Raw genomic sequence first — 13,113 nt, 5'->3', positions numbered from 1 at the left:
TAAACACTAATTCTAAACATAATTCTATCTGGTTGTGTTAACTATGATATGATGGAAAAGAATATGAACATATAATAGTGATTCGGCATAGTTGTATGAATCATTGCCTGAGATTAATAAATCTTTAATTATGGAGGATGTATATGTTGGCAGAAATTCCAGAAGAAATTTACGACAAAGGGTATATCTGTAATGGCGAAGATAGCTATCTAGTCTGGGATAGAAAGAAGTGGCAAAAAGATCACCCAAATATGGAGTTATGTAGTCGATCTGAACATGAAAGGTATGAAAGAGAACGTAATGCAGAAGTAGAAAGAAATATTCGAATAGCTGATTATAAAGCGACACGATCTGCTGAAAGAATCGAAAAAATGAAGGATGAAATAATATCTAATGTCATGGAGACTATTAGAGAAGTGTCCGAGAGAGTGATAAAAATAGTAGAACTCAATCAAAGATAGGAATAGAAAGCAAAAATGCCAGTACCTAGTCTTCTTGTGCGGGCGACCGCCTTGCGGATATTGGCGTTTTTGAAACAATTAATTTACTGTCATCTCATGGAATTCATAACATTCTTTCCGGCACAGTAAATTTAATTTCAGTAACTATATAACATAAAACCAAATTCTCACTCCATGAGACAAAGCCATGATATCTTCAAGACATTACTTGGAGGTACATATGGATTTTGTTGCAATGCACTTTGAGAAGAGTGGAAGTTCTGCCAAGCTTGCTTTGGTCAAGTTTAGAAATGGCAGAAGGCTATGGAAAAAGATTAAAATCACATACCATACTGGACATACATACCCTGGGTATGCACTAATTCACGAGACAAATGAACTGCTAGAGAAAGTTTCATCCTTTGTCGGAGACCTGCCTGTTTTCTGCTGCAATGCAGAAGTAAAAACCAAAGAAATTTACAATACCTTTTGCGGCCCGTCCATCTGGTATCCTACAAGTAAGCGACTATGTTTCAATCTTTACGACATCAAGACTGCTGCAAAAAAGCTGGTTCAAGATTTGAATAATACCGCGATAAAAACGATAACAAAATACTTTGGCATTTCCTACAATCCAAAATCCCCAGTTTCAATTGCTACGGCTGTTGGATACATTGCAAATAAACTCATGGAGTTGAATTCAAGCGATCCAAGCATTTTAACCTTATGCAGCTGCCATCAACTCTATTTATCTTGCAGAGAGACAAAACCCATCTCATACGAGAATATTTATGATGTTGGACATGTAGTCCTATAAATTGTCAACTCTAAGTTTCTCATTCCATGAGACAAACCTATGATACCTTATTCATGGGTTTCAAGTTTAGGACCTTAGGTTCTATAAATATCAAGTTTAACAAGGAGGCATTTTATGCTGTCACTAATCGGTGCAATCACAATCGGAGTTGGAACTGTGTACGGTTACTACCGTCACAAGAACAATCAGTCTGCAATCAATATTCAGGAGAATGCTGAAGACCTTGCAAAGACTGTTGCAAGCGATGTAGCAAATCAGGTTGGCAAGCTTAAGGACAAGTTCTGCGGAAAAACGCCGGAATCATTCTGTTGTGAGCCATAAGATTCAGCAGAAAATTGGAAAAGCAGCAGTTACACAAAATCAGTGGCTGCTGCAATCAACTAAAAATCATTCTACTATCGACTACGCAGAAACAAGAACCATCTCTGCAAGTTCCTTTACTTTTTCCACAGGAAGCCTGAGCATGTCTGGGTCAACTGCAATCTGGTTTTCAAGACCATACAGGGCAATCCGTTCACGATGTCGGCAAAAACATCGTTATAGGATTCAAGAGTTTTTTCTGCAATATTTTTTTCTGCCATGAAACCTCCAGTAAAGAAAATATTAATAAAATCCTGATAATGCAAATTTATAAGCAAAAAATTCTCATTCCGTGAGACAGATTTTTGATATTTCTACTACAAATATCAGTAATAGTTATGACAGATTTTGGGAGGAATTATGATCGACTATAGCAAATTATGTCAGAAAGTTCGCGAAGCACTAAAAGCATCGATTGAGAATTTAGAAAAAGATAATCAGGCTGCTAAAAAAATTACATGGGAGGATTTCTCCAAGAGGCTAAAGGCCGAGATGAAAATAGAAAACACATTGGATGAATGTATTAAAGGTTCCCATCATTATGAAATGACCGTCAAATTACACGCTGGATTTGAACTTCTGCTTATAGAGAAAAAAGGATTTGATGAAGCGTTTGTATATCTTGTGTACAATAAAAGTATAAGAATCTCTTTGGGAAAAATGATTGTTTCGGAAGAAAATATAAACCGCCTTACTCAGCTTGTAGCTTCATGCCTTGTTCAGTGTGGTGATTTCCTTGATGACTTTTCTCAGGCTTATGTAGAAAGAATAAATACAGAGCGTCAAAAAGAGAATATGCCTTAGGAAAGTTCAACGAGATAATTGCTTTCATTGAATCAAACAAGTTGAACGGGCAAGTGTGTTTAAGCGAACCAGATGAATCAAGTGCATGTGTAAATTCCAAAATCGAAAGGCTGAATCAAAAGGTATTTTTCTTTTGCGGTCCGACGGGTAGTGGCAAGACTTCCGGGATAGCAAAGATTCTTGCACCATATGTTTTGAATAGAAAAGCACAGGGATTATTCAAGATAATAACCATGGACACCATGAATGTTGGAGCAAGGGATGTGTTCTTCAATTGGGGAGAGACCCTTCATGTTGAATCAGCTGCATGCAGTTCAAAAGAGAAGTTGATTGAAGAACTGTCATTTAGTGCAAATAAAAAAATTATTTTGGTGGATCTGTCCGGCTATTCAATGTTTGAACTAGAAGACCTTTTGTATATCAGGGATATCTGCCGTAGTGTAGAAAAAGGAAAGCTGCTGTTCGTTGTGTCTTTGGCAACTCCCGAGGATCTTCTTGAACATATGATGTCTTACCATAAAAAGGCGGATCTTGAATTCAGTGGAAGCATAGTAACTAAAATCGACGAATCTTGCAGCAACAGCATTTATAAGATTCTGTCGGCAAATAAACAGTATAAGCCTGTTGGTTTCATCGATGGTCGGGAAATCATCGATTCTGCAAAGCTGTCTAAGGAGCTGATTTTTGATATGTCAAAGTGAACCTGAAATTTGACAGAATCTAAAATTGTTTTTATATTAGTCATATATTGTACAATATGACTAATATAAGCCAGGGGGATTTTATGACAGCACCACTTTTTGATGTTAAGGCAAGGTTCAGCGAATATGTTGCCATGGTGGAAAACGGTGAGATTGTTGCCGTCACAAAGCATGGAAAGACATCCGTTCTTTTAATCAGCCAGGAAACTCTTGATCAGTTGACTAACGGAACAGAAAAATTTTCCGACCACTATAAAAAATGGCTCAAAGATTGTGGGGAAGAAATGGATGATTCCTTTGCAGAAATTCTTGAAAATTGCAGAAAATCAACTGCTGCTGAAATGGAAAATCCTTTTGGCGGTGAAGAATGAACAAAATATACCTGCTTGATACGAATATTGTTTCTGAGCCGACAAAGAAAATTCGTGATGAAAATGTTCTTGTTCAGCTTGAATCAAAAAGCCATCTTTGTGCCATCAGTTCAGTTACCTGGGCTGAATTGATTTACGGAATTGAAAAACTTCCCGCTGGAAAACGCAGGTTGAATTTGCAGGACTATGTAATCAACCATATCAATTCACTTTATGAAAAAATCCCCTTTGATGAGCACGCATCAGGAATTTACGGAAAAATTTATTACCAGTATGAGAAGGCTGGCTATGTTCCAAAAATTCATGACCTTCAGATAGCTGCTACGGCAATGGCAAACAACATGATTCTTGTTACGCGAAATGTGAAGGATTTTGAGCCTATAAACGGACTTATGGTGGAAAACTGGTTTGCCTCTTGAACAATCACCCCAAAATATGAGATAATCAATCCACTTACGAAATCCTCGTATTTAAGGAGGTGAATTACAATGGCAACAATCAACGTAGACGATTCAGAAAACCTTGAAAAGGCAATCAAACGTTTCAAGCGCATGGTTGAAAAGGAAGGCATTATCCGCGAATACAAGAAGCGCGAATATTTCGTAAAGCCTTCAGCTATTCTTCACCAGAAGAACACTTCTCTCGAACGCAAACTTCTTAACAAGAAGCGCAAGACAGACAAGAAGGACTACTAAGATTATCTCTTAAGTAGAAAGCCCATGGAAAACTCCATGGGCTCTTTTTTTTATTCCGCCTTTTCGTCCTTCATGCAGAGGGAAAGAACAAGGGCGATTACGAATACTACAGCAACGCAGTTTCCGTTGAATACTGTCTGAACGATCTGTGGGAAAGCGTTGAACATTTCGTTGATCTGTGTAAAGCCAAGGCCAATGCTCAAAGAAAGGGCAGTGATTGTTGTATTTTTTGCAGAAAGACCGCATTTGCCCAGCATCTGGATTCCGCTTGTAACGATTGAACCGAACATCATGATTGTACATCCGCCAAGAACTGCGTCAGGCAATGTTGCAAGAACTGCTCCGAATACAGGGAAGATTCCGGCGATTACAAGGACAGCTGCACCTGTTGCGATTGCGATTCTGTTTACAACGCCTGTCATGGCAACAAGGCCAACGTTCTGGCTGAATGATGTGATAGGTGAGCAACCGAAAAGTCCGCCGAGGGCACTGATGAATCCGTCGCAGGCAATCGAGCCTGAAGCTTCCTTTGTCGTGATGTCACGATGAAGACCTGATGCGCACATTGCCGATGTATCACCCAAAGTTTCTGTTGCTGAAACAAGGTAGATCAAAATGAAAGAGATGATTGCGCCTGCATTGAAAGTTGGCTTGAACATCATGAAGGCTGGAAGTCCAACGATTGGGCTTGATGCAACAGGAGCAAAGTTTACCTTCCCAAAACAGATTGCAAGAATGTATCCGACGATGAGTGCAAAAAGAACTGAAAGTGACTTGAGGTAGTTCTTTGCAAAGTGGGAGAAAAGAAGTCCGCTTACAAGTGTTACTGTTCCGATTGTCCAGTTTTGCCATGAACCAAAGTCCGGAGCATAGCCGCCGCCGAATGAACGGGCACCTACACCGAGAAGAGAAAATCCGATGGCGATTACAACGTTTGCTGCAACGATAGGCTTGATGAAGCGGATCCAGTATTTTCCAAAGAGACCAAGGATGCCTTCAACGATACCGCCGACGATAACTGCACCAACGATTGCGCCGTAGCCAAACTGTGCGCCGATTCCGCAGGCAATACCTACGAAAGTAAAGCTGATTCCCATTACGATTGGAAGACGTGAACCGATTTTCCAGAGTGGGAAAAGCTGGATGAATGTACCGATACCGGCGATGAGCATTGCAGACTGAATGAGGCGGGCAACGTTTTCCTGACCTATTCCACATGCACCTGCGATGATCATGATTGGTGTGATGTTTGCAACGAACATTGCGAGAACGTGCTGCAATCCGAATGGAAGTCCCTTGAGCGGATTGATCTTTCCGTCAAGTTCGTAGATTTCCTTCATCTGTTCCATATTATAACTCCTGTAAAAAATTATTTTCTGAAATTGATTTTCTTTGGTTCAACTTCCATTGATTCAACGATGGCGAGGGATTCAAGATGATATCCCAGGTTGCGGATGAACTGACCGCCAGGCTGGAATCCCTTTTCAATTGCGATACCTATTCCTGCAACAGTTGCTCCTGCCTGGTTCAGGATGGAAATAAGTCCCTGAAGTGCTGCACCGTTTGCAAGGAAGTCGTCGATGACAAGTACACGGTCATTTTTGCTGATGTATTTTTTTGTGACTACAACGGTGTTCTTTGTTTTGTGTGTAAAAGATTCAACCTCTGCTGAATAGACGTCATCACCAAGGTTGAGAGATTTTGATTTTTTTGCGAATACTACTGGTACCTTGAATTTTGCAGCGACGAAACAAGCGATAGCAATTCCTGAAGCTTCGACTGTAAGTACCTTTGTGATTTTTTCTGACTTGAATCTCTTGTAGAATTCTTTTCCAATTTCTTCGAGAAGTTCTACATCGAGCTGATGGTTAAGGAAGCTGTCAACGCGGAGGACATTTCCTTCCTTGACAATTCCGTCTTTAAGGATTCTCTGTTCCAAAAAATTTAATTTCTTTTCCATAGAAAGATTATACATTCTATGGAAAAAAGAATAAACAATAAAAAATGGTTATTTTACAAACACTGCAGATGCTTTTCCGTTTGTGATGACAAGCTTTCTGTTTTCGATTTTCCAGGAACCTGAGGTGGCGATGATCTTGATGAGTTCATCCTCAAATGCCATGTCCTCTGGTGCTCCCATCATCTTTGTTGAAGCAAGATTGTTTCCGATAGGGAAAGCTTTTGGTGTGTCGGAAAGAGTTGCAAAGAAACTGTTTACCCCAGAAAAACCGTTGAGTGAATATTCATCTTCGTCTTTTGCAATTATGGAAAGTGTTGCGTCTGTCTGATCGGCATTCTTAAAACCTGTCAAAGACTGAATCTTCCATTCGCCGCAGAGTGCTGAAGGTGTAATTGCTTTTCCAGAAGTTTTTGTTTTTCCCTCTGTGGATTTGCACCCAAAGATGATGAATGAAAGCGCTGCTGTGATGATCAAAAAAATCTTTTTCATATGATATCTCCTTCAAATGTTGATGTTATCATTATAGCAAAATCTGTGACATTTTCATTTAAAATCACTATAATTCTGCTTAATTATTTCTAATAAACTTTTTGAATACGAGGTTACTATGGCATTGACTAGCGTTTCACCAATTGACGGTCGCTATGAAGGAAAGACAAAGTGTCTTCAGGGTTATTTCAGCGAAATGGCTCTCATGAGATATCGCATTTACACTGAAATCAATTATCTTATAAAGCTTCTTGAAACTCCAATGCTCAAGGAACGCGTAAAGATTTCTGTTGATGCTGCTAAGCTTCGTTCTATCATCGAAATCACAGAAGAAGATGCAAAAATCATCAAGGCTTTTGAAACAACTGGTTATGACGGAACTCCTGCTACAAACCATGATGTAAAGGCAATTGAATATTTCATCAAGCGCAAGATCAAGGAAATGAAGATGGACGAAATTCTTGAATACGTTCACTTTGCCTTGACTTCAGAAGATATCAACAATATTTCTTACGGACTTATGATCCGCGACGCAGTGAACAATGTAGTTGTTCCAGAAATTCTTTCGATCTATGGAAAGCTTTATAATCTTGCAGTTCAGCATAAAGACCTTTCAATGCTTGCACGCACACACGGTCAGCCTGCAACTCCTACAACTTTCGGAAAGGAAGTTCTCGTATTCGTAAACAGAATGAAGGAAGAACTTGCACAGCTTGGCAATATCGACATTCTTCTTAAGCTCAATGGTGCAACTGGCGGATTCAATGCACACAATTTCGTATTCCCTGAATTCGACTGGATCAATTTCAGCCACGAGCTCATCAATTCTTTCAACGCAGAAATCACTCCGCTTGAAAATGAATACATGCACACAAAACCACTTAAGGTTCGCTTTAACCCAATTACAGCTCAGATTGAACCACACGATTCTTACCTTCGCGTGTTTGACGGCGTAAAGAGAATCAACAACATCCTTACAGACTTTGCTATGGACACATGGCGCTACATTTCCGACGGATGGATCAAGCAGCGTGCAGTTGCAGGTGAAATCGGCTCAAGTGCAATGCCACACAAGGTCAACCCAATCGACTTTGAAAATGCAGAAGGAAACTTCGGTATGGCAAATGCAATGTTTGAATTCTTTGTTCGCAAGCTTTGCATCAGCCGCCTCCAGCGCGACCTTACAGACTCGACTGTAGAACGCAACATGGGATGCGCATTTGCACACTCAATGATCGGTTACGCTTCACTCCAGAAGGGTCTTGGAAAGATCGAAGTCAACGCAGACAAGATTACAGAAGCTTTGGAAACAACACCTGAAGTTCTTGCAGAAGCATATCAGAACCTTCTCCGCATGAGCAACGTTGATAAGCCTTACGAACGCCTTAAGGAAATCACACGTGGTAAGAAAGTTACAATCGAAGACTTCCACAACCTTGCAAAGAATCTTGAAGTAAGCGACGAAGTTAAGGCAAGACTCCTTGCTGCAACTCCACTTACATACACTGGTTTGAGCGGCAAGATCGTTGAACAGTTTGTAGCTAAGATCAACTAACTAGAACATATGAGTCCCTGTTTCTGAAAAATGGAACAGGGATTTTTTTATTCTCCCCCCAAAAAAAAAACATAGGTGAAAATCAACAGCAGCAAAAATGCAATTTGAAAACATTGATTAAGGCATGCCTAAAACAAAGCAGCTGAAACCTGCGTAGCAGAGGTTCGAGCCAAAATGCGACTAGCAACTGAAAGTTGCACTGGTGCAGTTTGTCACGGTTCCGTGCGAGAGCAGAATTACAAAGAAATCAATTATGTTTTTATTATGTCCCTCAAAGCGAGCATAGGTGAAAACCAACGGCAACATAAAATGCAATTTGATAGGTTGATTAACAGATGCAAGCAAAACAGCATGAAACCTGCGTAGCACGGGTTCGAGACAAATGCGACTTGCGACCGAAGGGCGCACCGGAGCAGGTTGTCACGGTTCCGTGCGAGAGCAAGTTTCATATATTTAATGGCATTTATTAAGCAACAAATTCCCAAATTGAATTTTATAATTCATTCTGATATATTTTCACCTATGGGAAACAGATGTTATACAATGCTTAAGCCTGGGGTTCTTAACCGCAGGATAGTTGGCGAAGTTATTACTCGCCTTGAAAGAAAAGGCCTCAAGCTTGTTGGCCTTAAGATGATTCAGATTACAAAAGAAGTTGCAGAAAAGCACTATGCAGAGCACAAGGACAAGCCTTTCTTTGGTGAACTTGTAGGCTATATCACAAGCGCACCTGTTGTTGCAATGGTATGGCAGGGTGACGAATGTGTTACTCTCGTTCGCAAGCTTGTTGGTGCAACAAAGGTGACAGAATCAGCTCCAGGAACAATCCGCGGAGATTTTGGCCTTCACACAAACTGCAACATCATTCACGCATCAGACAGCGATGAAAGTGCAGAACGCGAAATCAACATCTTCTTCAAGCCTGAAGAAATCATCGACTGGGAAGACAAGACAGCAGCATATCTTTAATACTTTGCTGCACTAGTTTTCTAAATCAACCGTAGACCAAAGCTGTTCTGATAAGGGCTTAAGCTGCGGTTGATTCGGGCCGATGAGGTACATACCCCGATGCTTGCATCGGGGTTCATTCATTCCGATTCGTATAGTCTGAGTTCAGGATAGATTGACTGGATGATCTTGAAATGGTGGTCTTTTGTCCATACGGGAATATCGTATTTCATTCCAAGGTATGCAATGAGTGCATCTGTTACTGGAATGCTGAATCCCTGCGAACGGATTGTCTGTAGCATGAGCCCTGAAAATTCCCAGTCGTATTCGTCGATTGTAATCAAATTGAACGATGGGAATGATTTTATCATATTGTCTGCTTCATCATCGCTTCTTGCGCCATGTAAAAGTTCTGATTTGACAATTCCACAAATTCCAACCTCTATGGAATCAAATTTCTTATTTAAGCTTGAATTGGTTCCACGAAAATAATCAATAAAAATATTTGTATCGCAAAGAATCATAATGTGCTTATTCTCCTCAATTCGGCAACAGCTTCTTCATCAACATCTATTGGACCGCAGTTTTCTAGAAAAGCTTTGCGTTCTTCAACGCTCATGGTTGGAGGGAGTGGAGGCTGAACATTGGCACGGATTTTTTTGATGAATGCCTTGCGCTTTTCTTCGGCCTCTTTTGATGTGTCCAGTTTTGCCGTATGATTTGCCGCTTCATTGAGTGATTTGTAATCCTCTAGAGAAATGATTACGCATTCCGGAACATTGTTCTTTACGATAATGTGAGGCCCGCCTTTTTTTACTTCATCAATTATCTTGCCAGCTTCACCTTTATTGAATCGGGTGATAGAGATGATGGCACTGACGAAAGCCAATACATTGTTTGCGTTTCTTTGGGCTGCAAGCATGGGAACCTCCTGATATGTTTCTGTGTATTTATATCTAGAAATTAATATAATATATGTCTATGTATTTATCAATGTTTTTATCAGTTTAAAAGTAAGTGTATTCAGTGATGGATTATCTGCTTTCTGGGTGATAAGGTAAGGTCTTTTATATTTTCTCTTTATTTATCTTTTTTCTTCAATATTGTATAAAATATAGCGTTTGATTAGTGGAGGTCATAATGACATTTGCAGATAAAATTCTTGAGGCTGCCCAGGAAGGCATTGTCCTCTTGAAAAATGAAAATGATACTTTGCCTTTGAAGGCAGGCGAAAAAGTTGCCGTTTTTGGACGCGGCCAGATAAATTTCATAAAATGCGGTCTTGGTTCTGGCGGATCCGTTCATGCACCGTACTCTACAAACCTGATAGACTACCTTCCAAATGCTGATGAAGAACTTGTTGCAATGTACAAGGCTTTTGTAAAGGAAAATCCTTTTGACAACGGCGGTGGAGCTTGGGCTGCTGAACCTTGGAATCAGAAAGAAATGCCAGTATCGGCAGAGCTTGCGTCAAAGGCTGCTTCCAGATGTTCAAAGGCAGTCATCGTAATAACACGAAATGCAGGCGAGGACAAGGACCTTGTTAATGAGAAGGGGTCATGGTCTCTTACTGATGACGAGTACGACAACATTCGCAACATCTGTTCAGCATTTGAAAAAGTATGTGTTGTCTTCAATACCTGTGGAATCGTTGACAACAGCTGGCTCGACAATGAGGATCTTAAGGGACACATTACTTCTGTTGTCTATGCATGGCAGGCAGGACAGGAATGTGGAAGGGCTGCAGCCTATGTTCTGCTTGGAAAATCAAATCCAAGCGGAAAGCTTTCGATTACTGTCGCAAAAAAAATCGAAGACTATCCTTCAACTGCAGGATTCAATACAGGATTGGACAGCATCTATCTTGAAGACATTTATGTCGGCTACAGATATTTCAATACCTTTGCAAAGGAAAAGATCCTTTATCCTTTCGGTTATGGTCTGAGCTATACAACTTTCAGCGTTGAATTCTCAAAGGCAAAATTCAACGGAAAGGAAATTTCGGTCAAGGCTCTTGTAAGAAACACTGGAAGTGTTGCTGGTAAGGAAGTCGTTCAGCTTTATGTTTCTTGTCCTCAGGGAAAACTTGGTAAGGCAGACCGTGAACTTGCAGCTTTCATCAAGACAGGAGTTTTACAGTCAGGACAGGAAGAGCTTGTGGAACTTTCGTTCAACATTGAAAATCATGCATCCTATGATGACAACGGTGCAACAGGAAATGCTTTCTGCAAGGTGCTTGAAGAAGGTAAATATTATGTCTATGGCGGAACTGATTCCTTAAGCGCATCCCTTGTTCAGTTTGAGGACAGCGACTGCATTGAGCTTGCTGAAACTTCAGTTGTGGAACAGCTTACTTCTGCCGCAGCCCCTGTAGTTGAATTTGAACGCATGACAAACGATGGCAATGGTTCCGTTAAGATGGAAAGAACTCCAGTGAGAAAATATGATCTTCGTAAGCGTGTGGAGGAATCCATTCCTGAAGAAATTCCATACACTGGAGACAAGGGAATCAAATTTCTTGATGTAAAGAAGGATCCTTCAAAACTGGACGCTTTCATCGGACAGCTTGACGACACGATGCTCATGACGCTTTGTCGTGGTGAAGGTATGATGAGCCGTAAGACTACTCCAGGTCTTGCAAGTGCAATGGGAGGCTTGAGTGAAGACCTTTACCAGTTTGGAATTCCTGTTGCAGGCTGTGCAGATGGTCCTAGCGGAATCCGTATGGATACAGGAACTGAGGCGAACCTTATGCCAATCGGAACCCTTCTTGCTTCCACATGGAACCTTGACATCGTAAAGGAACTTATGGAATTCGAAGGAGATGAACTTAATGAGAATAAAATTGATACTTGTCTTGGACCTGGAATCAACATTCAGCGCAATCCGTTGAACGGACGCAACTTTGAATACTTCTCGGAAGATCCATTGCTTACTGGTGCCATGACCTGTGCTATCCTTGAAGGAATCCAGAGTCGCGGTGTCTGGCCAACGATCAAGCATTATGCCTGCAATAACCGAGAGAACGGTAGACGCATGAACAACGCCATTGTTTCTGAGCGTGCCTTGAGGGAAATCTATCTTGCTCCTTTTGAGATGGCTGTAAAGAAGGGCGGTGCAAAATCCATAATGTCCAGCTATAACCTCATCAATGGTGTTCAGGCTGCAAGCAACTATGAACTCTGCCAGACAATCCTTCGCGAGGACTGGAAATATGAAGGTCTTGTGATGACTGATTGGTGGGCAACGGTAAATGATTGTGTTGAAGGTGGAGACAGTGATGTTGAGCAGGTTTCTCAGATGATACGTTCCAGAAACGATGTCTACATGATCTGTCAGAATGATAAGGCGGAAAAGGATGGAAACGGCGACGATCTTAGGGAAGCCCTTAAGTCTGGAAAACTCAAGCGCAGCGAACTTCAGCGTTGTGCCCGCGATGTGGTGGCCTTTATGATAAATGCCAAGGTTTCGGAAAGACCTTTGCGTGGGCTAAATGATGTTCCAGGATTTGTTGCAAAACATGAAAAGCAGCCTGCAGGTCAGCTTGCCTATGGTGAGGACATCAAGTTCATGAAGGATGGAACTACAAAGGCCTACATAGAAGTTCTTGAAGATGATGTGTACAATTTCCTTGCAATGTTCAAGAAGGATTCGGATGGAACTGTTTCACAGTCCGTTTGCAACCTGAATATTGACGGTGAGAATGCAGTTTCCCTCAATTGCCGTACGACGGAAGGAAGAACAGAAGGCGCCATCATGGGTCTTCTTAAGCTTACAAAGGGCGTGTACGAGGTTGAGCTTGTCCACACAAAGCCAGGTATTGTTATTGATTATGTTGGCTTTTCAAGAACAATCTCAACTTCTACAGGAATGAGATATTTCCGCGAGTATGGAGAAGCTCCAGTTGAGCATCCACGCTTCGGTCGCAAGAAGAAGGTTCAGCACTAAACATCATAAGCTGATGAGATTTTAA

Annotated in this window: 17 protein-coding genes; 11 read left to right on the top strand and 6 right to left on the bottom strand. The window is 41.0% G+C overall.

Features of this window, described 5'->3' with window-relative positions; translation table 11 throughout:
- Window positions 1–143: 143 nt before the first annotated feature.
- The 3 genes from ACKI39_RS09560 (at window position 144) to ACKI39_RS09550 (ending at window position 1,578) form a co-directional block, all read left to right on the top strand.
- Window positions 144–461 (top strand): hypothetical protein, encoded by a 318-nt coding sequence (locus tag ACKI39_RS09560; RefSeq protein ID WP_407399941.1) that lies wholly within the window; start codon window positions 144–146, stop codon window positions 459–461.
- Window positions 462–681: 220 nt separating this feature from the next.
- On the top strand, window positions 682–1,257 hold the full coding sequence (locus ACKI39_RS09555; RefSeq protein WP_407399939.1) for a hypothetical protein: 576 nt from the start codon (window positions 682–684) through the stop codon (window positions 1,255–1,257).
- A gap of 114 nt (window positions 1,258–1,371) precedes the next feature.
- A complete protein-coding gene (locus ACKI39_RS09550; protein WP_407399937.1) occupies window positions 1,372–1,578 on the top strand; it encodes a hypothetical protein in 207 nt (68 codons plus the stop codon).
- Window positions 1,579–1,694: 116 nt separating this feature from the next.
- Here the strand turns inward: ACKI39_RS09550 and ACKI39_RS09545 are convergent, their stop codons facing one another.
- Window positions 1,695–1,838: a hypothetical protein gene (locus ACKI39_RS09545; protein ID WP_407399935.1), complete on the bottom strand. Its 144-nt coding sequence runs from the start codon at window positions 1,836–1,838 to the stop codon at window positions 1,695–1,697.
- 139 nt (window positions 1,839–1,977) lie between these two features.
- Here ACKI39_RS09545 and ACKI39_RS09540 point away from each other — a divergent pair, with 139 nt between their 5' ends.
- The 5 genes from ACKI39_RS09540 to rpsU all read left to right on the top strand — a co-directional run bounded on the left by ACKI39_RS09540 (window position 1,978) and on the right by rpsU (window position 4,188).
- A complete protein-coding gene (locus tag ACKI39_RS09540; RefSeq protein ID WP_407399933.1) occupies window positions 1,978–2,421 on the top strand; it encodes a hypothetical protein in 444 nt (147 codons plus the stop codon).
- A 53-nt stretch (window positions 2,422–2,474) separates the two neighbouring features.
- Window positions 2,475–3,122 (top strand): P-loop NTPase family protein, encoded by a 648-nt coding sequence (locus ACKI39_RS09535; RefSeq protein ID WP_407399931.1) that lies wholly within the window; start codon window positions 2,475–2,477, stop codon window positions 3,120–3,122.
- 83 nt (window positions 3,123–3,205) lie between these two features.
- Complete coding sequence (locus ACKI39_RS09530) at window positions 3,206–3,493, top strand: type II toxin-antitoxin system Phd/YefM family antitoxin (protein ID WP_407399929.1); 288 nt, start codon at window positions 3,206–3,208, stop codon at window positions 3,491–3,493.
- On the top strand, window positions 3,490–3,912 hold the full coding sequence (locus ACKI39_RS09525; protein WP_318717891.1) for a type II toxin-antitoxin system VapC family toxin: 423 nt from the start codon (window positions 3,490–3,492) through the stop codon (window positions 3,910–3,912). Before ACKI39_RS09530 ends, ACKI39_RS09525 begins: the two co-directional genes overlap by 4 nt.
- Window positions 3,913–3,981: 69 nt before the next feature.
- A complete protein-coding gene (rpsU, locus tag ACKI39_RS09520) occupies window positions 3,982–4,188 on the top strand; it encodes a 30S ribosomal protein S21 (RefSeq protein ID WP_318688974.1) in 207 nt (68 codons plus the stop codon).
- Between the two features lie 50 nt (window positions 4,189–4,238).
- Here the strand turns inward: rpsU and ACKI39_RS09515 are convergent, their stop codons facing one another.
- Genes ACKI39_RS09515 through ACKI39_RS09505 form a run of 3 tightly spaced genes read right to left on the bottom strand, consistent with a single transcriptional unit; the run spans window position 4,239 to window position 6,637 of the window.
- Window positions 4,239–5,537, bottom strand: a complete 1,299-nt coding sequence (locus ACKI39_RS09515; protein WP_407399926.1) for a uracil-xanthine permease family protein — start codon at window positions 5,535–5,537, stop codon at window positions 4,239–4,241.
- Between the two features lie 20 nt (window positions 5,538–5,557).
- Window positions 5,558–6,148, bottom strand: a complete 591-nt coding sequence (locus tag ACKI39_RS09510) for a xanthine phosphoribosyltransferase (protein ID WP_318689925.1) — start codon at window positions 6,146–6,148, stop codon at window positions 5,558–5,560.
- A 48-nt stretch (window positions 6,149–6,196) separates the two neighbouring features.
- Entirely contained in the window at window positions 6,197–6,637 is a 441-nt protein-coding gene (locus ACKI39_RS09505) for an META domain-containing protein (protein ID WP_407399924.1), read from the bottom strand.
- A 118-nt stretch (window positions 6,638–6,755) separates the two neighbouring features.
- On the opposite strand from ACKI39_RS09505, the gene purB reads away from it, so the two are divergent.
- Together purB and ndk are read left to right on the top strand one after the other, a co-directional pair.
- A complete protein-coding gene (gene purB, locus ACKI39_RS09500; protein WP_318689923.1) occupies window positions 6,756–8,192 on the top strand; it encodes an adenylosuccinate lyase in 1,437 nt (478 codons plus the stop codon).
- A gap of 522 nt (window positions 8,193–8,714) precedes the next feature.
- Window positions 8,715–9,161 carry a nucleoside-diphosphate kinase gene (gene ndk, locus ACKI39_RS09495; RefSeq protein ID WP_318689922.1) on the top strand — a complete coding sequence of 149 codons (447 nt, stop codon included), beginning with the start codon at window positions 8,715–8,717 and terminating at the stop codon, window positions 9,159–9,161.
- A gap of 119 nt (window positions 9,162–9,280) precedes the next feature.
- Here ndk and ACKI39_RS09490 read toward each other — a convergent pair whose 3' ends face one another.
- Window positions 9,281–9,664 carry a PIN domain-containing protein gene (locus ACKI39_RS09490; protein ID WP_407399922.1) on the bottom strand — a complete coding sequence of 128 codons (384 nt, stop codon included), beginning with the start codon at window positions 9,662–9,664 and terminating at the stop codon, window positions 9,281–9,283.
- The gene (locus tag ACKI39_RS09485; RefSeq protein ID WP_318689920.1) at window positions 9,661–10,062 is read right to left on the bottom strand and encodes a type II toxin-antitoxin system Phd/YefM family antitoxin; all 402 of its coding nucleotides are present in this window, start codon (window positions 10,060–10,062) and stop codon (window positions 9,661–9,663) included. Before ACKI39_RS09485 ends, ACKI39_RS09490 begins: the two co-directional genes overlap by 4 nt.
- 218 nt (window positions 10,063–10,280) lie before the next feature.
- Here ACKI39_RS09485 and ACKI39_RS09480 point away from each other — a divergent pair, with 218 nt between their 5' ends.
- A complete protein-coding gene (locus tag ACKI39_RS09480) occupies window positions 10,281–13,088 on the top strand; it encodes a glycoside hydrolase family 3 protein (protein ID WP_407399920.1) in 2,808 nt (935 codons plus the stop codon).
- Window positions 13,089–13,113: the final 25 nt, after the last annotated feature.

The organism is Treponema sp. (assembly GCF_045641405.1).
Classification (GTDB): Bacteria; Spirochaetota; Spirochaetia; order Treponematales; family Treponemataceae; genus Treponema_D.
Note: the sequence above shows the minus strand (reverse complement) of the source record. Positions and strands in the feature narration are given on the sequence as shown.